The following is a 24578-nucleotide window of genomic DNA, read 5'->3' as shown; positions in this document are numbered from 1 at the left end:
ACACCGGCGACCGCCTTGCGTCGTCTTGGGGTAGCGCAGGTCGACTACTCCCGCGACGGCTTGCACGACGGGCTCCCCATCTCGTTCTTCACGTTCTTCTACTGCTGGAAGTGCTACCCGTGGGGACGGGAGCGCGAACAGGGCGGTTGGCTCGTGCGCTCCTACACCGCACTGCGGCGCCCCAAAGTTCTCGTGTCCGGCACCGGGTCGGACTTCGAGGAACGCCACGCGGTGCCACGCCTGGAGAAGTCACTGCCCGACGGGGTGGGAATGCGCCTGCACTGCCCTGAGCTGTGGGCCCTCGTGCCGGGTGAGAGCGGATCCCGGGAAGCATGGGCGAACTGGGACGTCATCGACCGTGCGGCGCTCCATCTGACGCGGCAACGCCCCCGACTACCGCACATGCGCAATACCGGGGTGGCGATCGGCGGATACCCGCACTGGGCGAACGGCGGCGACGAGACGCCGGTCTGCGCAGAATGCGGGCGGCCGATGGAGCTGCTGCTTCAGATCCGGCCGAGTGAGCTCACCGATGCGACATGGGGTGATGTCGGAACTCTGTATCTGTTCATGTGCCGGACGCACACCCGGCGCACCGGGCTGCGCATCCAGTGCACATGAGACAACGGGCTAGCCGACCACCACTCGCCTCTGCACTCCGGTCGACACCGGAATGTGCTCGTAGCCGCGCAGATTCACCAATCCGCGCCGCGTCGCCGGTCCGGTGTGCCGGAGCTCGGGGAACCGGTCGTAGAGCCCCCGCAGCGCGATCGCTCCTTCCATCCTCGCCAGGCTCGCACCGAGACAGGCATGCACGCCGCTGCCGAAGGCCAGGTGATCCTTGGCGTTGGATCGGGTGATGTCGAAGGTGTCCGGGTCGAGGAACATGGCGGGGTCCCGGTTGGCCGAGCCGAGCAGGAGGGCGATAGTCTCGCCTGCCCGTATCGATTCGCCCGCAATCTTGGTGTCGCACAACGCCGTTCGCGCGGTCATCTGCACGGGGCTGTCGTAGCGCAGCATCTCCTCGATCGCACCGGGCCAGCGGGCCGGTTCGGCGCGCAGCAGATCCAGTTGGTCGGGGTGATCGCGCAGCAGCATCGCGCCGTTGCCGAGCAGGTTGACGGTCGTCTCGAATCCCGCGCCCGCGACCAAGGTCGCGGTGGCGAGCAATTCGCGGTCGGTGAGTTCGCCGCCGGTCGCGAGGGCGCTGAGGATGTTGTCGCCCGGTTCGCGGCGCAGGTGCTGGATGTGGCCGATCAGATAGTCCTGGCTGGCGCGCAGCGCGGCCACCGCCCCGCGGAACTGGCGCCAGGAGACGCTGATATCCAGCAGCGGTGAGCCCGCGTTCCCGAATTCCAGCATGTCGTCGCGCTTGTCGGCGGGGATGCCGAGGATCTCGCTGATGATGGCGATCGGTAGTAGCAGTGCGAAATCGCCTATCAGATCCGCTTTTTCGCGCGCCGCGAGGCCGTCGAGCAGTTCCTCGGTCACCTCGCCGACCCGGTCGCGCAGCCGTGCCACCGCGCGCGGGGTGAACGCACCGGCCACCAGCTTGCGGTAGCGGGTGTGCTCAGGCGGATCGACCATCAGCATGGACGGCGGTTCCACCGGGCTGGCCAGCCGCAGATCCGTCGCTCGGATCAGCCGCCGCAACGGCGCGGGTAGGTCCAACGCCTCCGGCGGTGCGGTGCCGAAGTTCTTGTCGCGCAGAATGTTCCGACAAACGTCGTGATCGGCGGAGACCAGGAGGAAGGGCGTCCGAACCAGCCTGCCCTCGGCCCTGATACGCGCGCCGAATGGATACGGATTCTCCCGCGCGCGCGGATCGGTCAGCAGTTGCGCCAGCGGTTCACCGCCCCGCGCCCGCATCCGCAGAAACACCGAGGGCACCCCGCTGATCGCCGCCCATCGAATCCAACTCTTCATCTCGGCTCCCCATCCGGTTTTCAAGTCTCTTCACGGTACGACCGCGCCGCCGCGCGCACATCCCACCCCGGTCGCAAACGCGACTCCTACCAGGGTAGGTCGGGGCGAATTCGGCATGTCGCCCGGCACGGCGGCGCATACTCCGGTCCACAGGCCCCTGGCGTTCTCGGAAGGTGGCGCGATCGTGAGCACGACGCAATTGCAGGCCGTTCGGCCCTATCCAAGTCGGTTGGGGCCCAAGGGTTCCTACTTGTGGAAGATGGTCACCACCACCGACCCGAAGGTGCTCGGGGTCATGTATCTGACCACCGCGATGACGTTCTTCTTCATCGGCGGTCTGATCGCGCTGCTGATGCGCGCCGAGCTGGCGCGGCCCGGCATGCAGTTCCTCTCGCCGGAGCAGTTCAATCAGCTGTTCACCATGCACGGCACGATCATGCTGCTGTTCTACGCCACGCCGGTCGTGTTCGGCTTCGCGAACGCGGTGCTGCCCCTGCAGATCGGCGCACCCGACGTGGCGTTTCCCAGGCTCAACGCGTTCAGTTACTGGCTCTACCTGTTCGGCGCGACATCGCGACGGCCGGTTTCCTCACCCCGGGCGGTCCCGCCGACTTCGGCTGGACCGGCTACACGCCGCTGAGCCTGTTCGAGCACTCGCCCGGCGTCGGCGCGGATCTGTGGATCATGGGTCTGGTCGTCTCTGGTCTCGGCACCATTCTCGGGGCGGTCAACATGATCACCACCGTGGTCTGCCTGCGCTGCCCCGGCATGACGATGTTCCGCATGCCGATCTTCACCTGGAACATCCTCGTCACCAGTGTGCTTGTGCTGCTGGCCTTCCCGATCTTGACGGCGGCGCTGATGGGGCTCGCGGTGGACCGGCACCTCGGCGCGCACGTCTTCGATCCGGCCACCGGCGGAACCCTGTTGTGGCAGCACCTGTTCTGGTACTTCGGACATCCCGAGGTGTACATCGTGGCGCTGCCGTTCTTCGGCATCGTCACCGAGATCTTCCCGGTGTTCAGCCGCAAGCCGATCTTCGGTTACGCCGCGCTGGTCTACGCGACGCTGGCGATCGGCGTGCTCTCGGTGGCCGTCTGGGCGCACCACATGTACGCGACGGGAGCCGTTCTGCTGCCGTTCTTTTCGCTGATGACGTTCTTGATCGCGGTGCCGACGGGCGTCAAGTTCTTCAACTGGATCGGCACGATGTGGCGCGGGCAGCTGACCTTCGAATCGCCGATGCTGTTCTCGATCGGTTTCCTGGTGACGTTTCTGTTCGGCGGGCTCTCGGGAGTCGTCCTGGCCAGCCCGCCGCTCGACTTCCACGTCACCGACAGCTATTTCGTGGTGGCGCACTTCCACTACGTGCTGTTCGGCACCATCGTGTTCGCCACCTTCGCGGGCATCTACTTCTGGTTCCCGAAGATGACCGGCAGGCTGCTGGACGAACGCCTCGCCCGGTCGCATTTCTGGACGACGTTGATCGGCTTCCACCTGACCTTCCTCGTCCAGCACTGGCTCGGCGCCGAGGGCATGCCGCGCCGCTACGCCGACTACCTGCCCGGCGACGGTTTCACCACACTGAACACCGTCTCCACGCTCGGCGCCTTCCTGCTCGGCGCTTCGATGCTGCCGTTCCTCTGGAACGTCTTCAAGAGCTACCGCTACGGGGAGCCGGTGGCGGTGGATGATCCATGGGGATACGGGAATTCGCTCGAATGGGCAACACCGTGTCCGCCGCCGCGACACAACTTCTTCGAGCTCCCCCGCATCCGCTCCGAGCGCCCGGCCTTCGAACTGCACTATCCGCACATGGTGGCGCGGATGGAGGCGGAAGCGGGTCGGCACTGACGACCCGTACTGGCGCGGCGAGGGAATTTGTGCGACGGTGTCGCCAATTCCAGTCGCCAGATTGTGAGTGCCCCAGTGGATCTCGATCATCTCGACCCGCACGCCGCCGATCCCGACCTCGCGTCGCTCGGCGAACTCAGCGACCCACGGCTGAGGCGGCTCGTTCGCGCTAGCGTCGGCCTTTCGGCCGAATCGATCGACCTGCTGATCAGCCTCGCCGAACGACTACGCGCGGCCGAGCGGGCGCTGCCCGATCCCGCGTATTTCTGAGCCGCTAGGCAAGGCATTACCGCTCTACCGACGCTGCCACACATCCAGCGCACGTCCCACATAGGCGGCGCCTATGTGAGGCATATCGGAGGTGTGTGGGAGCAAGGTCCGTCAGGGGCGGCGGCTGACGATGCGTGCCAAGTCGTACAGCCGGTGGGCGCGGGCGATCTCGGCCGGTGTGAACGGTTCATCAGTCCGCAGGAAGATCAGCGTTCGCTCGTCGTCCGGCAGCTCGAGTGCCGTGCCCTCGGCAGGCTCGTCCGTGAGACCACCGGGCAGGTACCGCGCACCGAGCAATTCCGCTATGGCGAGGGGCAATTCGTCCGCGTCGGCCACCACCCGAGCGGCGACGGCGAGCGCCTTGGTCTGTCCATCGATGAGCGTCAGCGCGGACGCGGGCCACACCCGCACCTTCGCGCCACCCGCCAGAACGACCGCCGCGGTGAGGTCGTGCGTGGTGATTTCAACGGGTGTCGCGACCACAAGTTCGTCCAGCACACCGGACTCCAAGTGATGCACGTGCACGGCCAGGATGTTGGCCCCGCGATCGGCGAGGTGCGCGGCCAGCGCCTCGAGCTGACCGGGCCGATCGTCGACGTGCACCCGTATCCGCCACAGCGCGGGCGCCCGATCGACACGATCGCGGTCCCGCAACTCCGGCCCGTGCAGCCAGGACCCGAGAAACCGCATCGCCGACGGCTCCACCACCCAGATCACCAGGATCGTGGTCGTGATCGTCAACAACAGCACCGCCACCAGATACGGCGGATGCCAATGAATCACCAGCGCGTGCAACGCCAATTCCACCGGAAAGACGGCAGCCAGCTTGGCGAGCGCCAAACGGGTCCGTCGCGGATGCGGCAACCGGCCGCACACATCACACGCCAGCGCGTGCACACGGGGTCGAGCTGCGATCGGCCTCATCCCCCGACGATCTTGGTGAAAGATTTCCTTTCCCGTGCGGACCTGTAACGCGGACGTGAAACCTCCGAGCAAACCCGTTGACCTGCAACAACTCTCACCGTGACGCCGCACACACCCCACCGCGAACCGTGCGCAACCCCACACCATTCGCTGCGCCTTCGGCCGCCTGACCTTCCTGACACGCCGTGCTCGTTCTCGCGACGACGAGCATCGCGGCGATGGCCAGGGTGGCCGTGTGTGCCCGACCGGAACCCGACGGGGCTCAGATCACGAAGGGAATCAACGCTTTTCGCTCGGTCGGATAATCGGCGAACTTCTCCCGGTACCAGCGGTGCGTCGCGAACGCGCGCGGCACCAGGTTCCCCGCCGTGATCAGGAAGATCACCACGCCGGCCAGGGACCAGGTCAGCAGTGCGAACCCGGCCCAGGCGATCAACTCCCCGAGATAGGCCGGGCTGCTCACGAAGCGGAAGCCGCCGCCGTAGGGGATGCGGTACTCGGTCGCGCCGGGATCGTTCTTGTCGCGCAGGTTGCGCACGATCGCCTCGGAGGACACCAGCAGCCCGAACCCGCACAGGTACACGACAACGCCGATCAGGAAACGCGGGTCGGTGAGCCAGTCGGTGCCGTACTGGTTCTTGTAGTCGTGGCTGAAGAACGCGCCGTTGAGGTAGCCGTGCAGCGAGGTCACGAAGACGCCCGCGGCCAGCACGGAGATGTTGAAGCTGCTGCGCTTGCCCGGCACCTGCCGGATCGAGAGCGGAAAGAACCAGCCGCGGTTGCCGTAGTGCAGCAGCCAGATGCACGCCAGCACCAGCGGCGTCGGCTCGAAGCGATCCGGCCCGCTCAGATAGAACACCGCGAACACCACGGTGGCGGGCAGCTCCATCAACCACCAGCCCAGCTTCGGATTGAGGTTGAAGCCGACCTTCGTCGACGCGAACCGCCCGTACGGACTCTGCGCGAACAGGCCGCCGACCAGCACGAAAGCGGCGAAGGCGAAGGCGATCGCGAGCACGGTGTCGTAGGTGGCGTTCCCGGTGTACCAGTCCATCGAGATCCTTCGTCGAACGGGGCGCCGCGGGCGGTCTACGGTTCGGCGGCACCGAAATTAGAACATGTTCTACCATGGTTCCGAGCCGTGGCGAGACTATGGAGGACCCTCATGCCGCTGGACCCGACCGCCGAACACCTGCTGGCGGCCGTTCAGGCGTCACCGCGCGCGGTCGCCGCGCACGACAAGACCGCCTGGGTCGGCCTGTTCGCGGACGACGCCGCGGTGCACGACCCGGTCGGCTCCCGCGCGCACATCGGCCGCGCGGCGATCGCCCGGTTCTACGACACCTTCATCGGACCGAACTCCATCGCGTTCCGGGTGGACCGCGACCTGGTCGCCGGGCAGACGGTGGTCCGTGACCTGCACATCGAGACGACCATGTCCACCGGCGCCACCGTCACCGTGCCGATGCACCTGCGCTACGACCTGGTCGACACCGGCGACGGCTGGCGGATCGCCCGCTTGGCGGCGCACTGGGAACTCCCCGCGATGATCGCGCGACTGCTGCGAACAGGGCTGCCGGGGCTCCTCGCGGGCGCGAAACTCGGCCCGCAACTGATCGCCAACCTCGGCGTCGGCGGCGCGACGGGCATGATGCGGGCGTTGCGGAGCGTGGGCAGACCGGGCAAACGCACAACGCGCCAACTGTTCGAGGCGGCGGCCGGGACCGACATCGGCCGCGTGCGCGCGCTGCTCGGCGAGCACGCGGTGGTGGAATTCCCTGCGGGGAACCCGATTTCGGTCGAGGGGTTCACCAATCGCGCCCGCGCCATGCGGTGGGACAAGCTGATCGCCGCGGGCCGCACCGTCAGCGCGAGCGTGCGACTCGGCGAGTCGCACGGCGTGGCATTCGTGGAGTTCGAGGCGAGCGGCCCCCGCATCACCGGCGTGACAGTCTTTCTCGACGCGAATCTATAGCGCGCTCGCGGACTGGACGTCCCACACCGCGCGGGCTCCCGAATCTCCGACGCGGTAGCACAACACACCCGCGGCGATGCCCGCGACGAGCGCGAGGATCGCCAGCAGCGCCGCCGGTCCGCGACCGATCGCCCGGCCCCGCAGCTCCAGCAGATGGGTGGCGACCAGTAGCGCCGCGACCACCAGCAACGCCACGGCGAAATACACCATGGTGCGTCCCAGCTCGATGTGGGTTAGCAGCGCGTCGCTCGGGGACGGGAACCGCTCGGCCAATGTCTCGCCCGCGTCGGCGGTGATCGGGGTGAGCACCGCACCGACGAGGGCGAAGGCCGCGACCAACCAGACCAAACGCCGCCGCACCGCGGGCACGAGCGCGGACAGCACCAGCAGCAACGCCGTCAGCGGCACCAGCACCACCACCCCGTGCACCAGCAGCACATGCGCGGGCAAACCGTTGATCGTCTGCATGCGGACGCCCTCCTCGTGTGTCACCCGTTCCCACGAAATCCGCGGCGCGATGGTTCACGGGCGGCGCCCCACCGTAAGAATTCGGCAGCCCAGGTTCGTCTTCCGCGCCAATTTTCCTGCCGAGCTCCGGCCGATACGTTGAATGGGACTGCCGCGCCGGAATCCCGGACCGAATCCGCCGCACCGCGGCGCCCGAGCCGTGCGCCGCGCGCGTGAAAGGACGAACACGAATGAGCGTGGGCATCGCAGAGGACGCCGCCGCACCGGTCACCGAGCTGTATCCGGATCCGCTGCGGCCGCTGGTCCCCGAGCAGGATCCCTTCTACGTGGCGCCGCCGCGCCTGGACCGGTACTCCCCCGGCGCGATCCTGCGCACCCGCCGCGTCGAACTCGCACTGTTCGGTGTCGTCCCGCAGCGCATCTCGGCATGGCAACTGCTCTACCGGACCTGCGATCTGAACAACGTCCCCGAGGTCGCGGTGACCACGGTGCTGCTGCCGTGGAGAGCCGATCCCACGGCGCCGCGCTCGCTCGTGTCGTTCCAATGCGCGATCGACGGCGTCTCCTCCCGCTGTTTCCCCTCCTACGCCCTGCGCCGTGGGGCTCGGGCACTCGGCGCGATCCCGCAGCTCGAGCTACCGGTCATCGCCGGGGCGCTGGCGCGGGGATGGGCGGTGTCGGTCCCCGATCACGGCGGCATGTCGGGGCACTTCGGGGTGGCTCGTGAGCCGGGGTACCGCTCCCTCGACGGCGTCCGCGCGGCGCTGAACTTCGCCCCGCTCGGCCTGAGCCCGAGCACGCCGGTGGGTCTGTGGGGATATTCGGGCGGCGGCCTGGCCACCGCGTGGGCGGCGGAACTCGCCGCCGAGTACGCGCCGGAGCTGACGATCGTCGGCGCGGTGGCCGGTTCCCCGGTCGGCGATCCCGGATCGGCGTTCACCCGGCTCAACGGCACCTTTCTCTCTGGTTTCGCCACCGTCTGCGTGGCGGCGCTGCGCCGGGCCTACCCCGCGCTGGACCGCCTGCTGCTCGACGAGGTGAACCCCGAGTTCCTCGGCCTGCTCGCCCAGGCCGAGTCGCGCACCACCTTCGAGCTGATTCCGCGGTTCGCGGGCAAGAACATCGACAAGTACAGCCGCACCACGTTCGAGGAACTGCTCGCCCGACCCGAGATGCGCTACGTCCTCGACGACATCCGCCCCGGCGCTCAGGCCCCCGCCATGCCGATGCTGGTATTGCAGGGCGTCAACGACGAACTCATCGCCGTCGCCGACGTCGACGCGCACGTCGAGCGCTACGCCGCGGCCGGTGCCACCATCCGGTACCTGCGCGACCGGCTGAGCCTGCACCTTCCCCTCCTCTACATCGGCACCCCCTTCACCATGAACTGGCTCGCCGACCGCTTCGACCAGCGCGACACCGGCCCGACCGGCACCGACACGGTGTGGTCGGTCGCCTTCGGCCGCCGAGAAGCCTTGGGCCACTTCCGTTTCGCCAAGCTGTTCGGCCGGATGCTGGCCTCCCGCCCGATCGTCGCGACCGGCGGACCGACCTCGCCCCCGCTGCCGAGGCGAACAGTCGCCTGAGTCCACCGCACCGATCTCGATGCCGGGCCATACGTCGACTCGACGTGAACTGCCGCGCCGAGCCTCGTCGTCCGCTCACCCGCGCAGGATCGCGAGTTCCTCGGCGAGCACCTTCACCGCGTAGCGGATCTGCTCTTCGGTATGGCACGTGGTGATGAAGAACCGCAACCGGGCCTTGTCCTCCGGCACGGCCGGGTGCAGGATCGGGTTGACATTGATTCCCCTGCGCAGCAGGGCGTTCGACAGCGTCAGCGTCTTCATCGAGTCGCCGATGATGCAGGGAACGACCGGGGTGTCGTGGCTGTCGCCGGTGTCGATGCCCGCCTCCTTGGCGAGTTCGAGGAACATCCGGGACAAACCGCGCAGCCGCTCGAAAACTTTCGGCTCCGAACGCATCTGGCGCAGTGCGGCCAGCGAGGCGGCGGCGTTGGCCGGGGTGATGCCGACGCTGTAGACGAACCCGGGAGCGGTGTACTTCAGGAAGCGGATCAGATCCCGGCTGCCCGCGACGTAACCACCGCAGCCCGCGAGCGCCTTCGACATCGTCCCGGACCACAGCTCCACGTCGGCGCGGTCGACGCCGAAGTACTCGCCGACACCGCCGCCGGTCGCGCCGAGCACGCCGACGCTGTGCGCCTCGTCGATCATCAGCAAAGCCTTGTGCTGCTTCTTGACCTCGATGATCGCGGGCAGATCGGGGATGTCACCGTCCTGGCTGTAGACGCCCTCGATCACGATCAGCACCCGCCGGTAGCGGCCACGGATCTCGGTGAGCATGCGGTCCAGTGCGGCAAAATCGTTGTGCGGGAACGGCCGCCGGGTGGCGCCGGAAAGCTTGCAGCCCTGGAGGATGCTGTCGTGGGCAAGGCTGTCGTGGACGATCAGGTCGTCGGGACCCACGATGTGCCCGATGACCGTGACATTGGTGGCGTGGCCGCTGGTCAGCGCGATCGCGTCCTCGGTGCCGAGCAGCGCGGCGAGTTCCTGTTCCAGCTCGGCGTGGATCGTCTTCTCACCGGAGAGCAGGCGGCTCGCCGAGACGGAGCTGCCGTACCGCGCCACCGCGTCCTGCACCGCGGCGGTCACGGCCGGATGCCCGGACAGACCGAGGTAGTTGTAGCTGGAGAAGTTCAGCACCTCGTGGCCTTCGACGACCGAGGTGTCCCGGGTGACTCCGTCGTTGATCAAGAAGTAGGGGTTGGACACACCGAACTTCTCGGCCATGTCGATACGATCGGAGATCGCCTGCACTTCGGGGAAATCCGCGATGCGGTACTGCGGTTCCACGTCGGATCGCGCCGGGAGATCGGGCAAATCCGTCACGGGCTTCTCGGGACGCTCTGCCGCCGAGACGCTTTCGGCTCCGCCCACGTGTGACGCGACGAGCCCGATCACGTCGCCGAGAGTCGTCGCCTCCGTGAACCAACTCGGCTCGATGACGAGACCCGGGACCTTGCGCGCGAGACCGCTGAACAGGTCGGCGGTCATGATCGAGTCGAAACCCATTTCACCGCAGATCGTTTCGCGGTCCTTCAGCTTCTCGACCGGAAACCCGCTGACCCGCGCGGCCTCGGCGCGCACCACGACCGCCGCATCGAGACCCGCGCCCGCTCGCCCTGACTCGCCGAGCGGCCGGGGCTGGATCGGCTGCGCTGCCACCTCCGCTTTGGCGGCCGCCGCCAGGACAGCGGCCTGCTCGCGGAAGAGGGCGATGAGTTGATCCATGGTGGTTTCCTCGGTGTTCTGCCTTGCGGGCGTGCTTGTTTCGGGAGTGGAGTTCGTTGTTTCCGGAGCAGGTGCGGCGGTCGTCGTCACGTCGACCTGCGTCCAGTAGCGGCGACTCGTGTCGAACTCGTATCCGCCGACGCGCTGCCTGATCCGGTCGGCGGGTTCGTACAGCGCGTCCCAGTGCGGATCGAGTCCGTCGCGGTAGAGCGCGGCGATGGTGTCCGCCAGTTCGTCGCCGGCGGCCTGCGGCCCGGGGCAGGGCGTCAGCATCGGCGCCGCGAGTTCCAGATGGGCCCTGCCGAGCATCGGCGCGAGCGTGCGCTTCGGGCCGACCTCGATCAGGTGCGTCGGCTCGGTGGCCAGCGCTGCGGTCGCGGCATCGGCGAAACGCACTGTGGCACCGATGTGTTCGACCCAGTAATCGGCGTCCATCGGCTCGTCGGCGCCGAGCGGGCGACCGCGCAACGTCGAGTAGATCGGGATGCTCGGCAGGTTGTACGCGCACTCGCGTGCGACCTCCGCGAACTCGTCCCGCATGGGCGCCATCAGCGGCGAATGGAAGGCGTGCGAGACGGTCAGCGGGCGAACCGTGACACCGCGATCCGTCAGCACCGCACGGATGCGGCCGATCGACTCGGCGGCGCCCGACAGCACGATCTCGCGCGGACCGTTGACGGCGGCGAGCGCCACGTCGGGCTCACCCTCGATCAGCTCGGCCACCGCGTCGGCCATGGCGCGGACCGCGAGCATCGCGCCGCCGCCGGGCAGCCGCTGCATCAGGCGGCCGCGGGCGGTGACGAGCCGACACGCGTCGTCCAGCGAGAACACCCCGGCGACGGCGGCCGCGGCGAACTCGCCGACGCTGTGACCCAGCAGCCACGCGGGCTCGACACCGAGCTCGGTGAGCGCCTGGGTCATGGCGTACTCGACCGCGAAGATCGCGGGCTGCGCGAATTCGGTGCGGTGCACGATCTCGTCGTCGCCGAGCAGCAATTCGGTCACCGAACGGCGCAGGTGTGCGGTCATCCGTTCGTCCACCTCGGCGAGTGCCCGCCGGTACACCGGGGACGCCTCGCGCAGAGCGCGTGACATGCCGGGATACTGCGCGCCTTGGCCGGTGAACAACCACCCGATCGATGGCCGTTGCGCGATACCGGAATGCGCCTCGAGCGTGGCGTCGTCGGCGCACTCACGCAGCGCCTCGACAGCCCGGTCGCGATCCCGCACGACGAGCGACAGCCGGTGGCGGCCCGAGGACTTCACCTCATTGCTCGACCAGCACAGTCGGCTCAGCGCGGCAGAGTCCCGCTCCACTACTTCCACGAACCGAAGGGCATTGCGCCGCAATCCCTCCCGATCGTTCGACGACAACGTGATCACGCCGCCGCCATTCGTCGCTACCGTTGGCGGCGTCGGCGGAGCGCTCGCGAGCACCATGTGGGCGTTGGTGCCGCCCATGCCGAAGCTGGAGACCGCACCGTGAATCCGCCCTTCCGGCAACGGCGTCGGCTCGGCGAGCAGCCGCAGTCCGTGCTCTGCCATGCGCAGTCGCGCGTTCTCGTCCGCCGCGAACCTGGTGGGCGGCACGACGCGGTGGTGCAGGCTCAACGCCGCCTTGATCAACCCCGCGATACCGGCGGCGCCCTCGGTGTGGCCGAGATTGCCCTTGATCGAGCCGACCCCACAGGGCCGCTCGCGCCGCGCCGCGTGCACCGCGCCCAACGCCTTGACCTCGATCATGTCGCCGAGCACCGTTCCGGTGCCGTGCGCCTCCAGGAACGCGACCTGCGCCGCGGTGACCCCCGCGCGCCGGTACGCCTCGGCGACGACCTGCTGCTGCGCCCACCGGCTCGGGGCGGTGATCCCGTTGCTGCGGCCGTCGTTGTTCACCGCGCTGCCCTTGATCACCGCGTAGATCGGCAGCCCATCCGCCTGTGCGTCCGCGAGCCTGCGCAGCACGAGCACCGCGACGCCCTCGCCGCGGCCGATGCCGTCGGCCTTCCCGCTGAACGGTTTGCAGCGACCATCCGGCGCGGACAGGCCCGCCTGCGTGTAGAAGACGTTCAGCGCCGGTGTCACCGCGATGTTGACGCCCGCGGCGAGCGCCTGATCGCACTCCCCGGCGCGCAGCGCGACGCAGGCCTGGTGGACGGCGACCAGCGACGACGAGCACGCGGTGTCGACCGCCATGCTCGGCCCCTTCAGATCGAGCTGGTAGGACAACCGGTTGGCCGTCATGAAATAGCCGTTGCCCGAACCGATTTGCGGGGTGATGCGGGCATAGTCGCGCATGTGCACGGTGGCCCATTCGTTGGCCATGACACCGACGAACACGCCGGTGTTCGAGCCCGCCTGCCGCCGCGGGTCCAGGGTGGCGTCCTCGAACGCCCGCCACGCGGCCTGCAGCAGCAGCCGCTGTTGCGGGTCCATCGCCGCGGCCTCGCGCGGCGCGATGCCGAAGAATTCGTTGTCGAACGCGTCGGCGTCGGCGAGGAAGCCGCCGGTGCGGTTGTTGACCCGGCCGGGGCCACCGGCAGGGTCGTGGAAATCGGCCGCCCGCCAGCGCTGGCTGGGAACCTCCGCGACCGCGTCGCCGCCCGCCATGAGCAGCGTCCACAGCGCCCGCGCATCCGGCGCCTGCGGGAAGCGGCAGTCGATGCCGACGATCGCGATCGCGTCGCTCGGCTCCGCCGCCCGAGCGTGCCCGCACGTGATCCGCTCGGTGCGTCGACTCATGCGGCGAGCCCGGGTCTGTCGGCGACTTGGTCGGTGATGTACACGGCCAGGTCGACGATGGTCGGGTACTCGAACACGATCGTCGGATCCAGGTCGAGATCCCACTCGTCCTCGATCTCGCCGCAGATGTTCACCGCGGACACCGAATCGAGGCCCAGCTCGGCCATCGGGAGGGTCTCGTCGATATCGCGCGCGGAGCGGCCGAGGTGATCGGCGACCCGGGCGGTGATCCAGTCGGCGACGACGGCGCCCTGCTGGGCCAGCACAAGTGTTCTCATCTGCGGTGATCTCCTGAGTCGGTTGATACTTCGGTCAGACGGTGGCGAGAGCTCGGGCGCGCAGACGCTGGACGGACGGTTCGATCTCCTCGTGCAGCACGCCGTCGACCGTGTTGTCCAAGAACGCGGACCGCATCGAATTGCGTTGCACCTTGCCGCTGGTGGTGCGGTGCACGGCGCGATGCTCGACCAGCACCACGTTCGGCGCTGGCAGGTCGAAGCCGCGCGACACCATCGCTCTGATCCGGGCGGACAGTTCGGCCGAAGGCAGCTCACCCAGCGCGGCGGTGCGCACGCCCTGGACGACCAGCAGCCGTTCCTGATCCCCCGCGTCGATCGAGAGCACGACGCCGAGCGCGTCGGCGACGGCCGGGTGGGCGTCGCGCACGGCCTCCTCGATGTCGTGCGGATACAGGTTGCGGCCGTTCATGATGATCAGGTCCTTGAGCCGCCCGGTGATGAAGAGTTCACCCTCGTGGCGGGCGCCGAGATCGCCGGTCCGCAGATACGGCCCAACGCCTTCGGTGTAGGCGGCGAACCTCTCGCGCGTTTCCTCCGGACGATTCCAATATCCTTGCGCCACACTGGGTCCGCCGATCCAGATCTCGCCGACGTCGCCTTCCGGCAGTGTCCGCATGGTCACCGGGTCGACGATTCGGATGTCGAGACCGGCTACCGCCGTACCGCAGCTCACCAGGCGAGTTCCGTTGTCCGAAGGGGTGATTCGGTGACGTTCCAGTTCCGCGGGTTCTACGTCGAGGTATACCGGCGGCTGCCCGATCCGAGCCGCGGTGGCCATGAGCGTCACCTCCGCCATGCCGTAGACGGGCAGGAAGGCGTCGACGGCGAATCCGGCGGGACCGAGCCGCTCGATCACCGCGTCGAGCGTGCGGGCACGGACCGGTTCCGCACCGTTCAACACCGCTCTCAGCGAGGACAGGTCGAGGTCCGCGAGCTGTGCGTCGGTCACCCGGCGGGCGAGCAACTCGTAGGCGAAATTCGGCGCCGCCGTGACCTGCGCGCGGTACCGATCGACCGCCTCGAGCAGCCGGATCGGGCGCTTCAGGAAGGTCATCGGCGACATGAAGACCAACTCGCCGCCAGCGAACAACGGTTGCAGCAGCATCCCGATCAAACCCATGTCGTGGAAGTGCGGCAGCCAGCCGACAACGGTCACGTCGCCCTCGATGGAATTCGCCGCACTGATGGCGGCCTCGTTGTGCACGAGGTTGCCGTGCGAGACGATCACGCCCTTGGGCTCGCTGGTGGAACCCGAGGTGTACTGCAGGAAGGCGGTGGTGTCGGCGGTGATCGCAGGCATGACCCACGCGTCCGGATCGCCGAGCGGCTCATCGGTGGCCGCGACCGCGATGCCCGTTTCGTCGCTGTCGCGCAGCCACGCGGCCAGCGGCTCGCGGAATTCGGCCGTTGTGAGGATCAGCCGGGCGCCCGCGTCCTCGGTCATGCCGAGAAGGCGCCGGATGCTGCGCTCGTCGTGCGGCGCGGGGGCGGGTACCGCGATCACCCCGGCATAGAGGCAGCCGAGGAAGGCGCGCAGGAACTCGAGGCCGGGCGGATAGAGCAGCAGCACCGGCCGGTCGGCGTCGTCGTGCCGCGCCAGCCACGCGGCCAGCGCCATAGCATCCCGGTCCAACTCCCGGTAGGTGGCGACCTCCTCGACCAGCTCCCTGCCGACCTCGCGCAGATAGGTGTACGACCTGGTGTCGCCGTAAGCGGCCGCCTGACCACGCAGGTGTGCGACGAAGGTGGAATGCATCGGGTGAACTCCTGGCGAGGGTGGATCGTGTATCGGGGGTGAAGGTGAGGTCTGGTCTGTCTCGGGTACCGGCCTCGATAGCTATCGTCCGCCCGCGATTTCTTGGCAAATAGGCACCGAAGGTGTGGAGCGCACCCACCCCCGGGGGTCCGCGCCGCGCCCCGGGGTGCACGGGGTGCACCGGACATGCGGCTTCGAAACCTGCCCGCGAGGCCGTGGAAACTGCCCACTACCAGGCATGATGTATGCGCCTGTTCGGTCATCGACCGAGTCGTACGGGAGGCGGCTGTAGCGGCGGCGTCTGCGAGGGACACGCACGCGATCGGTGCGTGGCGACCGCCGACGAGCCCTCGATATGGGCAACTGCACGATCGCTGGCCGAAGCTTCGTTCAGCCACGGTGGAGACGATCGCGATGCGTGTACATCGCGCTCAGGGCGCCACCGGATTCAGCACCACTCCCGAGGCGCCCATCGGGTCCCGCCAGCCGATCGAAGATCACTCCGCTCGAGCAGCCGACGAATGCGCGTGCACGCGCAGCCGGATCCAGGACCCGCCGAACGTTTCAACCGCCAAGGCGCGAGACCGCGACGGCGAAGACCACCACGGCGCCTGGCGCCGGGCAGCGTTGGCGCTTTGTGGGGCGTCCGCTATTCGTTCTCGGCCACAAAGAAATTCGCGGCAACGGGCTCGAGCGCTTGTGAATGCGCGAACCGCAGCGGATCGAATTTCGGGCGGCCGAGTTGTCGGACGCCCATTTCTTCCGTCTGCCGGTAGACCGCGAGCACATATCGGTGCGGCCCCGAGCCTGGGGGCGGGGTCGGACCGGCGTACGGCACGATCTCGGAACCGCGGGCGATATCGATTCCCGGAATGTCGCCCACCGCCCAGTGCAGCCAGCACAGCCCCTGCGACGTCGCCCTCGACGGCGCGTCCGGATCGAACATCAGAACCGCGTACGAAGCGGATTCGTCGTCCGGCAGTGGCCATTCCAGATGGGGCGCGTTCGCCGTCTGCTCGACCGAGAGTTTCCCGCCCGGCGACACCGCCACACCGCCGTATTTCGCCGATAATTCGGCGCCCTCGAATGCGTCGATCTGGTCCGGGACCAATCGCTCGCGCCGCAACGCGGTCAGGAGTGCCTCATTGGCGTTCACGTCCTGGATTATTGCGCGATCGCCGCTTTCCGCCCGACAAGACGCGCCGCCCGACTGCCGACCGCATCACCGAATGGGCAGCGCCACCGCCACCTCAGAGTTCGGCGACGCAGACCACGAAGCGGCGTTGGCTGTAGACGAATCCGTAATTGCCGGAGGCGCATTGATTGACGTCGGTGACGCCCTGCTTGACTTCCAGCACCCGCACGCCCTTGGCCGTGCTCTCCGCGGCGCAATCGATGTGTTTCGGATTGCCCGCGCCGAGTTCCATGCAGCCGCCGACGACCCAGTCGATATCCATGCACAACGATCCATGCTCGACTCCGCGCACGCGCTGGCCGTAGGACTGGTCGGAGTCGGCCGGGCATTTGCCGTCGGCGGGTACTTTGTCGAAGACCTTGTAGCTGGAATTCCCGCCGCCGCAGGCGGCTTTCTCGATCCCCTCGGCGCCGCCGCCGAGCACAGCGCAATCGCCGATATTCATCAGAATCGCGGTCGGGGCCTTGCTGGCCGGACTGAGCTCGTCGGTCATTGGTTCCGCGTAGGCCGGTTCGGGCGCGCGCGTTGTCGACGGCGTCGCCGAAACCGTTGTCGCGCGGGTCGTCTCGACAGATTGCGGGGAAGCACTGCTCATCGGCTCCGGCTCGTCCATGGAGAACGCCACCATGATCGTCAGGCCGGTGCACAGGGCGCAGACCAGCATGAATGCCGCGAGGGCGAACCCGGCACGAACACGTTGGCGCGACACGTCTCGCCCTCCACAGCTGTCACGCTTCGAACCCCGCCCCTGACGAGATCTGAAGTCTGAACCTTGCACTCTGAAACTCACGAAATGCTTACACGACTCCGGGCGGGTTGTCGAATCCGGGCATTTCGGTCATCCGACTAGGTCACGAATGGGCAACGATATGCCTGATTTCCTGCCGAATGCGGATGTAGTCCAAAGATTTTCGGACTCTGTATGTCCCGCGCGCTATACAGTCACCCGCCATCCGGCCACGGGAGCCGGAGATCTCGTCAAAAGGAATTCAGCATGAAGTTCGGCATGCTTGCCACAACGACACTCCTGACCGCCGCCACAGTCGGCTTCGCCGCGGGCACCGCGCATGCGAACCCCGTTGAAAAGCAGGAGGTTTCGGCGTCCGGTGTCGACCAGGGCGTCGGCTACCGCACCGCGCTGTCCGATGCCTCGCGCATCGTCACCACGACCGTCGACAGCGGCCGGTTCGAGATCGCCGAGGGCGGGGCGAAGGTGGTGCTGAAGTCCGACCGCGGCGATGTCGTCACCGATGTGCCGCTGACCTACGAGCTCTCCGGACACCGCCTGTCGGTGGCGAACGAGATCAGCGAAGACGGCCGGAAGCTGACGCTCACGCCGACGGTCGACGCGAAGGCGATCGGCGAGATGCAGCCGGTCGACTCGCAGGCGCGCCTCGCCACGGAGATCAACAAGAACGTGGTCGGGCTCGTGGCGGGCGGAGTGCTCGGCGGCCTGATCGGCGCGGTGCTCGGCCTCGGCTTCTTCAGCATCATCACCGGACCCATCGGCGCGGTCGTCGGCGCGATCGCCGGCGGCTACATCATGGGCGGCCAGCCGTTCATGGACGCGATGTCGGCCGCCCTCAGCGGCCAGCCCTGATCGCGAGCCGAGACGAAAAAGACTCGAGGCCGGAGAGAAAATCTCTCCGGCCTCGAGTCCTTTGTAGCGGGGACAGGATTTGAACCTGCGACCTCTGGGTTATGAGCCCAGCGAGCTACCGAGCTGCTCCACCCCGCGTCGGTGAACACCAGATTACACACGTCTACGCGGGGAAGGCAAATCGCTTACCGAGGAGGCCATTCGGGCAGGTCAGCGGGCCGCCGAGGGTTCGGACACGGCAAGTCGACAGTCTCGTCGACGCCAAAATGAGCATGTCGCCGCATCGAGCGGCAACGCATCGATGCCGTTCGCGGGCGTGGATGTTGGCGCGGACGGCCAGCGCCGAGCGAGCGGACATTGCAGCTTCGGCCGCACATCGGGGGCCGTTGAGGGCCAATTTTCCGGAAGCCAACCGACCAGTTCCGCGCTTCAAACGTGACAGCCGTCACTATTTCACAGTGATCTCGCGCACATAACGATGTTATAACGTACCGACCAGAACCTGTACTCGAGGCATTTCCCACCTGGGAATACATCGGTTTTCGCGTTATTCGCTTCATGCAATTCCCGGAGTTATCAAGATGTGATCTGCCGAGATTTATTCGTTACCGTCGGTCCACGGCCCGGATCAACCGTGATGGGCTCGAACTCGAACCGCCGAACACCGGCGACCCTGTCCCGCGGTTCGAGGATCCCCGACCTCCTGGGGACAGGGACGCGATGGCACTCGTCGAGTCGGTGGGCGCAGGGAGGGAAACCACCATGTCTGAGAACCGGAAGTTCAGCACCCGCGCCCTCGGCCTCGCCGCCATCACCGGCGCCTTTGTTGCCGTCCCGTTCGCACTCTCCACCGCCACGGCCTCCGCCGCCCCGACCCACAACTGGGACGGCGTCGCACAGTGCGAGAGCGGTGGCAACTGGGGGATCAACACCGGTAACGGCTACTACGGCGGCCTGCAGTTCTCGCAGAGCACCTGGGCCGCCAACGGCGGCACCGGCTACGCCCACAACGCCAGCAAGGAAGAGCAGATCCGGGTCGCCGAGAACGTGCTCGCCACCCAGGGCGTCGGCGCCTGGCCGACCTGCGGCCAGTACCTGCAGGCGGGCCAGTCCGCTCCGGAGCCGGAGGCCGAGCCCGTCGCCCCCGCGCTGCCCGCCGCGCCCGAGCTTCCCGCCCCCGCGGTCGAGCAGAGCCAGGACGTCGTCGAGCAGGTCAAGAGCACCGGCGCCGAGCTGGCCAAGCAGTACGGCCTGGAGGGCCAGTACCAGCAGCTGCTGTCGCAGCACAGCGCGCTGATCGACTCGCTGGGCAACTGACGCCGAAACCCCGTCACCGCACCAGCACACAGAAGCGGCGCTGCCATCACTGGGGATGGCAGCGCCGCTTTCTATTTCAGGCTCAGCGACCGCTGGCTTCGTACGCCTTGATCGCCTGCTCCAACCTGCTGAACGCCGCACCGAGACTGGCGAGATCACCGCTGCGCTGAGCGTCGCGCACATTGCGCAGGGCCGCGTCCAGTTCCAGGACCGCCGCGTCCTTCGCGTTCGGCGGCGGCGGGGTGGTGCCCTGGGCGTTCGGTGGCGGCGGGGTCGCCCCCTGGTTCGGTGGCGGGGTCGTTCCCTGCTGGTTCGGCGTCTCGACTCCCGGCGCCGTCGCGGCGCTGCCACTGCCAGGGAAGATCTTGTCGAGGGCCGCGGCGAGCGTCGGCTCGTAGCCGACCAGCACCGACCCGGTCGCGGGATCGCGATAGCTCACGAGCACGCGGGCCAGCTGCGGGAAGGTCGAGGTGTTCGGTCCGCTGTTGCGTTCGGTGTACAGCGGCTCGACGTAGAGAATGCCGCCGTCGGCGATCGGCAAGGTGAGCAGATTGCCATATTTGATCTTGTTGGAACCCTGCAACAGCGTTTTGTCGCGCGAGACCTCGTCGTTGATGGTCATCGTGTTCTGCGTTTGCTGCGGACCCTGCGTCTGCGAATCCGTCGGCAGCTGCAAGACCGTGAACTTGCCGTAGTTCCCCGGATCCGAACTCACCGAGATATAGGCCGACAGGTACTGCCGGTTGAAGCCGACCATGGCGCTGGTCAGATTGAACTCGGGCCGTCCGCTCTTCGGGTCGCCGACCAACGCGTAGTACGGCGGCTGCTTGAAGGTGCCGCCCTCGATCGTCGGATCGCTCGGCACCGACCAGAACGCGTTGTTGGTGAAGAACTCTCGCGGATCGTTCACGTGGTACTTGCTGAGCATCTCGCGCTGCACCTTGAACAGGTCCTCCGGGTAGCGGAAGTGCGCGCGCAGCTCCGGCGAGATGTCGCCCTCCGGCTTCACCGCGTTCGGGAACACCCCGCGCCAGGCCTTCAGCACCGGATCGGCGGAGTCGACCTCGTACAGGGTGACGGTGCCGTCGTAGGCGTCGACGGTGGCCTTCACCGAGTTGCGGATGTAGCTGACCTCCTTGCGGGGCAGCAGCCGTCCGGTCTTCTTGTCGACGCTGTCCTCGACCGCGCCCTCCAGCGAGGTGCTCTGCGCGTACGGGTAGTTGTCCAGCGTGGTGTAGGCGTCGACGATCCAGACGATGCGCTTGTCCACCACCGCGGGGTAGGCGTTGCCGTCGGCGGTCAGCCAGGGCGCGACCTTCTCGATCCGCTCGCGCGGATCGCGGTTGAAGATGATCTTCGAGTCGTCGCCGATGGCGCCGGAGAACAGGATGTTGCGCTCGGCGTACTTGGCGGCGAAGGCCAGCCGGTTGAACCAGGACCCGATCGGCACGCCGCCGGAACCGGTGTAGGTGTACTGCACGTTGTCCAGGTCGTATTCGCGCGCGGGCTGCCCGGCCGCGCCGACGATGGCGTAGTCGGCGTCGGACTGGGAGATCAGCTCACCGAAGTAGATGCGCGGCTGGTCGACCTTGATGGCCTGGCGGTCCTGCGGCGTGGAGATGTCGCTGACGAAGCTCAGCGGGCCGTCGTCGAAGACCGGAGAACCGCTGTCGCTGCTGCCCGCGACGGTCGCGTCCTTGGCCGCGGCCTTGTTGATGCGGTTGGCCGGGGCGGCGACGAAGCCGTTGCCGTGGGTGTAGACGGTGTGCCGGTTGATCCAGTCGGTCTGATTGTCCTTCAGGCTCTGCGGCTCCAGCTCGCGCGCCGCGACGATGTAGTCCTGGACCTCACCGTCGATGGTGTAGCGGTCGATGTCGAGCGGGTTGGGGAAGCCGTAGAAGTTCTTCAGCTGGCGCAGCTGAGTGAAGGTGGGCGACAGGATGTTCGGATCGAGCAGCCGGATGTTGGAGATGGTGGTGCGGTCGGCGGGAACGTCGCGCGGGTTCTTGGTGCCGTCGCCCTTGTAGTTCTGGTAATCGACCTTGTCGTCGGTGATGCCGAACGCCTGCCTGGTCGCGGCGATGTTGCGCTCGATGTACTCCGACTCCTTGTCCGCGGCGTTCGGGCGCACCGAGAACTGCTCGACCACCAGCGGCCACACCGCGCCGACCAGGATCGAGGAGAGCACGAGCAGCGCGGCGGCCATGGCGGGCACGCGCAGGTCGCGCAGCACGATGCCCGCGAAGAACGCCAGCGCGCAGATCACCGCGATGGACAGCAGGATCAGCTTGGCGGGCAGCACCGCATTGATGTCGGTGAACGAACCACCGGTGAAGGTGGGTTCCTTGCGCGCGCTGGAGAGCAGCTCGTAGCGGTCGAACCAGTAGGCGATCGCCTTGAGCAGCACGAAGATTCCGGCGAGCACGGCGAGCTGGATGCGCGCGGGCTTGGTGAGCGTGCCCTCGCGACCGCTCAGCCGCAGGCCGCCGAAGATGTAGTGCGTCACCAGGTTCGCGAAGAACGCGATGACCACCGCGACGAAGAGCCAGTTCAGCACCATCCGGTAGAACGGCAGATCGAAGGCGTAGAAACCGACGTCGAGGCCGAACTGAGGATCGGTCTCGCCGAACGAGCCGCCGTTGAGGAACAGCTGCACCGTCACCCAGTTCGACTGGGCCACCAGGCCGGAGAGCAGACCGAGCAGCACCGGGATGCCGATGCCGAACAGCTTGAGCTTGCTCATCACGGTGGTGCGGTAGCGCGCGATCGGATCGTTCGGCCCCGCGGCAGGCACGAACACCGGCCTCGTCCGATAGGCGAGCAGCAACGCGAGCCAGACCACGAGACCGACGAACACCGCGACCGCGAGGAACAGCAGGATGCGGGTGCGCAGCACGGTGAGATACACGTCGCGGAAACCGACCTCACCGAACCACAGCCAGTTGGTATAGGTATCGGTCAGCCGTGGCCCCAACAGCAGCAACGCCGCCAGGATGATGGCCGCCACCAGCAGCACGCGGCTGCGTCGGGACAACGAAGGTAAGCCGGTTGGGGGCCGCATGCCCACGGTGCCACTCTCCAGGGTCCGGCGGCGCCCAACCGGCATATTCGGTCGGTGCGCCGCATTCCGACGTTGCGGTTCGGTCCTCGCGGACCGTCTGGCGCCCACTCTACGGAAACGGACATCGCGACGTCGTGTGTGGCCTCGGTGAGCTCGCCGGAATCGATTTCGGTGGCTTCGCCGATCGGCTCGCGGTGGTGATGCGAGGATGTCCACCGTGAACGCCGATCTGCACGCCGAGCTTGTCCTGTCCCGCGCCGTCCGGGAAGTCGCGGAGTTCGCCGACGCCGAGGGCTGGGGCCGTCCGCCGCAGATGTTCGCGCTGGTGCCGACCGCCGATCTGGTCGCGGCCGAACCCGGCCTGCTCGATCAGATCGACCAGGGCGACGAGCTGACTCCGATCGCGCAGGAGCCGTTGCCCGACGACATCACCGGCGGTTCGATGGCGCTCGACGAATTCCTCGCCACCACGAGCTGGCCGCCCGCCGTCAAAGGTTGTGTGCTGGTGCAGGAGATCGTGGTGCTGCCGCCGGACGCCGAGAGCACCCTCGACGACGCGCTCGCACCGCTGCTCGCCGACCACGAGGCCGCCGACGCCGCGGCCCGCGCCGCGGCCGAGGCGCACCCGGGCCGTCGCGAGGCGCGACTGTTCGCCGCTGTGCTGCGCGACGGCGCGTCGCTGTCGCTGTTGCAGGTGCGCCCGCAGGACGACGAGGACGATTTCGGTGACCTCGACCTGCGGACCTACCCGAACCTGGCGCCGAACCTCATCGAGGCGCTGCACCACACGCTGGACTGATCAGCCGCGGAATCAGCCGCAGCTCGGCGCCTCGGCGCCCGCGTTCATCGACTCGAGCGACCGCACCGCGCCCTCGAGGGTCTCCACCTTGACCAGGCGCAAGCCTTCGGGAGTGCGCTGCCTGGCCTCGTTGCAGTTGGCCGCGGGCACCAGGAAGGTCTCGGCGCCCGCCTCGCGCGCGGCCATCATCTTGTATTGAATGCCGCCGATCGGGCCGACCGCGCCGTCCTGATCGATGGTGCCGGTGCCCGCGACGAACTTGCCACCGTCCAGGTCGCCGGGGCTCAGCTTGTCGATGAGGGCGAGGCTGAACATCAGTCCCGCCGACGGGCCGCCGATGTCGGCCAGGTTGAAGGTGACCTGCATGGGCGGCAGCGCGCCTTCGCCCGGGGTGACGCCGAGGTAGCCCTTGGCCGGATCGTCCGGGCGCGCGCCGAGGGTGATCGTCGCGGTCTGCTCGGCGTTGTCGCGGCGGAACACCACGGTCAACTGGCTGCCCGGCGGCTGCGTGGAGACCGCGGTGACCAGGTCTTTGGGCGTCGTGATCGGCGCGCCGTTCACGCTGACGAGTTCGTCGCCGGGGCGCAGCGCGTCCTTGGCGGGAGCGTCGTCGCCGACATTGCGGATCAGCACGACGGTCGGCAGCTTCAGGTAGTGCAGCGCCGCGACCTCGGCATTGCCCTCGGAGTCCTTGAACTCCTGCTGATTGGACTTGTCGATCTCCTCACGCGGCACGCCGGGCGGATACACCTCGGCGCGCGGGACCAGACCGTGCTGGCCGCTGACCCAGAAGCCGAACGCCTCGAACAAGTTCAGTCCGTCGCGCACCGCCACCGTGGTCATGTTCAGGTGCCCGCTCGCCGGATCGAGTTCGGCGCCGACCACGTCGACGACCTGCTTGCCGTCGACCTCGCCGAGCGTGTTGAAGGTGGGCCCGGGTCCGAGCGCGACGAACGGCACCTTGACCACGGTGCCGATGACACCGAGCACGAGCACCGGAACGAGCGCGGCAAGGAGGGTGAGGATCCGACGATTCACCCCGCCCACCATAGTGATCCTCCACGGCGGCGGACGGTGCAGGCGC

At 67.8% G+C, this 24578-nt stretch carries 18 protein-coding genes, 1 tRNA gene and 1 pseudogene; 8 read left to right on the top strand and 12 right to left on the bottom strand.

What is annotated here, in order from left to right; genetic code table 11:
• The first annotated feature begins 15 nt into the window (after positions 1-15).
• Complete coding sequence (locus AB0H49_RS30725; protein ID WP_357256283.1) at positions 16-621, top strand: DUF1963 domain-containing protein; 606 nt, start codon at positions 16-18, stop codon at positions 619-621.
• Between the two features lie 9 nt (positions 622-630).
• Here AB0H49_RS30725 and AB0H49_RS30720 read toward each other — a convergent pair whose 3' ends face one another.
• Positions 631-1926 carry a cytochrome P450 gene (locus AB0H49_RS30720; protein ID WP_355003879.1) on the bottom strand — a complete coding sequence of 432 codons (1296 nt, stop codon included), beginning with the start codon at positions 1924-1926 and terminating at the stop codon, positions 631-633.
• 181 nt (positions 1927-2107) lie between these two features.
• Here AB0H49_RS30720 and ctaD point away from each other — a divergent pair.
• Positions 2108-3780: pseudogene (gene ctaD / locus AB0H49_RS30715) on the top strand (cytochrome c oxidase subunit I).
• A gap of 27 nt (positions 3781-3807) precedes the next feature.
• Positions 3808-4050, top strand: a complete 243-nt coding sequence (locus AB0H49_RS30710; protein WP_357256282.1) for a hypothetical protein — start codon at positions 3808-3810, stop codon at positions 4048-4050.
• 111 nt (positions 4051-4161) lie between these two features.
• Here AB0H49_RS30710 and AB0H49_RS30705 read toward each other — a convergent pair whose 3' ends face one another.
• A complete protein-coding gene (locus AB0H49_RS30705; protein WP_355003881.1) occupies positions 4162-4974 on the bottom strand; it encodes an amino acid-binding protein in 813 nt (270 codons plus the stop codon).
• A gap of 262 nt (positions 4975-5236) precedes the next feature.
• Positions 5237-6028: a methyltransferase gene (locus AB0H49_RS30700; RefSeq protein WP_357256281.1), complete on the bottom strand. Its 792-nt coding sequence runs from the start codon at positions 6026-6028 to the stop codon at positions 5237-5239.
• 111 nt (positions 6029-6139) lie between these two features.
• Between AB0H49_RS30700 and AB0H49_RS30695 the strand changes: the two genes are divergently transcribed.
• Positions 6140-6949 carry a nuclear transport factor 2 family protein gene (locus tag AB0H49_RS30695; protein ID WP_357256280.1) on the top strand — a complete coding sequence of 270 codons (810 nt, stop codon included), beginning with the start codon at positions 6140-6142 and terminating at the stop codon, positions 6947-6949.
• On the opposite strand, the gene AB0H49_RS30690 is transcribed toward AB0H49_RS30695, so the two are convergent.
• Positions 6944-7417 (bottom strand): DUF2231 domain-containing protein, encoded by a 474-nt coding sequence (locus AB0H49_RS30690; RefSeq protein ID WP_357256279.1) that lies wholly within the window; start codon positions 7415-7417, stop codon positions 6944-6946. The genes AB0H49_RS30695 and AB0H49_RS30690 overlap by 6 nt on opposite strands.
• A 230-nt stretch (positions 7418-7647) precedes the next feature.
• Between AB0H49_RS30690 and AB0H49_RS30685 the strand changes: the two genes are divergently transcribed.
• Entirely contained in the window at positions 7648-9003 is a 1356-nt protein-coding gene (locus AB0H49_RS30685) for a lipase family protein (RefSeq protein WP_355003885.1), read from the top strand.
• A 75-nt stretch (positions 9004-9078) separates the two neighbouring features.
• On the opposite strand, the gene AB0H49_RS30680 is transcribed toward AB0H49_RS30685, so the two are convergent.
• From AB0H49_RS30680 to AB0H49_RS30660, 5 genes are all read right to left on the bottom strand, one after another.
• Positions 9079-13467 carry an aminotransferase class I/II-fold pyridoxal phosphate-dependent enzyme gene (locus tag AB0H49_RS30680; RefSeq protein WP_357256278.1) on the bottom strand — a complete coding sequence of 1463 codons (4389 nt, stop codon included), beginning with the start codon at positions 13465-13467 and terminating at the stop codon, positions 9079-9081.
• Positions 13464-13745 carry an acyl carrier protein gene (locus tag AB0H49_RS30675; protein ID WP_355003887.1) on the bottom strand — a complete coding sequence of 94 codons (282 nt, stop codon included), beginning with the start codon at positions 13743-13745 and terminating at the stop codon, positions 13464-13466. The genes AB0H49_RS30680 and AB0H49_RS30675 overlap by 4 nt, the downstream gene beginning before the upstream one ends.
• Before the next feature lie 34 nt (positions 13746-13779).
• Entirely contained in the window at positions 13780-15522 is a 1743-nt protein-coding gene (locus AB0H49_RS30670; protein WP_357256277.1) for a fatty acyl-AMP ligase, read from the bottom strand.
• Positions 15523-16171: 649 nt separating this feature from the next.
• Positions 16172-16678 (bottom strand): YbhB/YbcL family Raf kinase inhibitor-like protein, encoded by a 507-nt coding sequence (locus AB0H49_RS30665; RefSeq protein WP_357256276.1) that lies wholly within the window; start codon positions 16676-16678, stop codon positions 16172-16174.
• A gap of 94 nt (positions 16679-16772) precedes the next feature.
• Positions 16773-17507, bottom strand: a complete 735-nt coding sequence (locus tag AB0H49_RS30660; RefSeq protein WP_357256275.1) for a hypothetical protein — start codon at positions 17505-17507, stop codon at positions 16773-16775.
• 204 nt (positions 17508-17711) lie between these two features.
• On the opposite strand from AB0H49_RS30660, the gene AB0H49_RS30655 reads away from it, so the two are divergent.
• Positions 17712-18317, top strand: coding sequence for a hypothetical protein (locus AB0H49_RS30655; RefSeq protein WP_357256274.1), 606 nt, complete (start codon positions 17712-17714; stop codon positions 18315-18317).
• A 64-nt stretch (positions 18318-18381) separates the two neighbouring features.
• Here AB0H49_RS30655 and AB0H49_RS30650 read toward each other — a convergent pair.
• A tRNA-Met gene (locus AB0H49_RS30650) sits at positions 18382-18455 on the bottom strand.
• A gap of 624 nt (positions 18456-19079) precedes the next feature.
• On the opposite strand from AB0H49_RS30650, the gene AB0H49_RS30645 reads away from it, so the two are divergent.
• On the top strand, positions 19080-19634 hold the full coding sequence (locus tag AB0H49_RS30645) for a transglycosylase family protein (protein WP_355003892.1): 555 nt from the start codon (positions 19080-19082) through the stop codon (positions 19632-19634).
• Positions 19635-19716: 82 nt separating this feature from the next.
• On the opposite strand, the gene AB0H49_RS30640 is transcribed toward AB0H49_RS30645, so the two are convergent.
• Positions 19717-22701 carry a UPF0182 family protein gene (locus AB0H49_RS30640; RefSeq protein WP_357256273.1) on the bottom strand — a complete coding sequence of 995 codons (2985 nt, stop codon included), beginning with the start codon at positions 22699-22701 and terminating at the stop codon, positions 19717-19719.
• A 202-nt stretch (positions 22702-22903) separates the two neighbouring features.
• On the opposite strand from AB0H49_RS30640, the gene AB0H49_RS30635 reads away from it, so the two are divergent.
• Positions 22904-23494 carry a PPA1309 family protein gene (locus AB0H49_RS30635; protein WP_067789502.1) on the top strand — a complete coding sequence of 197 codons (591 nt, stop codon included), beginning with the start codon at positions 22904-22906 and terminating at the stop codon, positions 23492-23494.
• A gap of 12 nt (positions 23495-23506) precedes the next feature.
• Here AB0H49_RS30635 and AB0H49_RS30630 read toward each other — a convergent pair whose 3' ends face one another.
• Positions 23507-24532 carry a PDZ domain-containing protein gene (locus AB0H49_RS30630; protein WP_357256272.1) on the bottom strand — a complete coding sequence of 342 codons (1026 nt, stop codon included), beginning with the start codon at positions 24530-24532 and terminating at the stop codon, positions 23507-23509.
• Positions 24533-24578 lie beyond the last annotated feature (46 nt).

Origin of the sequence: Nocardia sp. NPDC050713 (assembly GCF_040654315.1) — a bacterium.
Taxonomy (GTDB): Bacteria; Actinomycetota; Actinomycetes; order Mycobacteriales; family Mycobacteriaceae; genus Nocardia.
The sequence above is the reverse complement of the archived record's forward strand: the minus strand, read 5'-3'. Positions and strand labels throughout refer to the sequence as shown.

Coding starts and splice junctions, on each gene's coding strand:
- AB0H49_RS30720 (WP_355003879.1), bottom strand. CDS start 1,926: ATGAAGAGTTGGATTCGATGGGCGGCGATCAGCGGGGTGCCCTCGGTG.
- AB0H49_RS30705 (WP_355003881.1), bottom strand. CDS start 4,974: ATGAGGCCGATCGCAGCTCGACCCCGTGTGCACGCGCTGGCGTGTGAT.
- AB0H49_RS30700 (WP_357256281.1), bottom strand. CDS start 6,028: ATGGACTGGTACACCGGGAACGCCACCTACGACACCGTGCTCGCGATC.
- AB0H49_RS30695 (WP_357256280.1), top strand. CDS start 6,140: ATGCCGCTGGACCCGACCGCCGAACACCTGCTGGCGGCCGTTCAGGCG.
- AB0H49_RS30690 (WP_357256279.1), bottom strand. CDS start 7,417: ATGCAGACGATCAACGGTTTGCCCGCGCATGTGCTGCTGGTGCACGGG.
- AB0H49_RS30685 (WP_355003885.1), top strand. CDS start 7,648: ATGAGCGTGGGCATCGCAGAGGACGCCGCCGCACCGGTCACCGAGCTG.
- AB0H49_RS30680 (WP_357256278.1), bottom strand. CDS start 13,467: ATGAGTCGACGCACCGAGCGGATCACGTGCGGGCACGCTCGGGCGGCG.
- AB0H49_RS30675 (WP_355003887.1), bottom strand. CDS start 13,745: ATGAGAACACTTGTGCTGGCCCAGCAGGGCGCCGTCGTCGCCGACTGG.
- AB0H49_RS30670 (WP_357256277.1), bottom strand. CDS start 15,522: ATGCATTCCACCTTCGTCGCACACCTGCGTGGTCAGGCGGCCGCTTAC.
- AB0H49_RS30655 (WP_357256274.1), top strand. CDS start 17,712: ATGAAGTTCGGCATGCTTGCCACAACGACACTCCTGACCGCCGCCACA.
- AB0H49_RS30645 (WP_355003892.1), top strand. CDS start 19,080: ATGTCTGAGAACCGGAAGTTCAGCACCCGCGCCCTCGGCCTCGCCGCC.
- AB0H49_RS30635 (WP_067789502.1), top strand. CDS start 22,904: ATGTCCACCGTGAACGCCGATCTGCACGCCGAGCTTGTCCTGTCCCGC.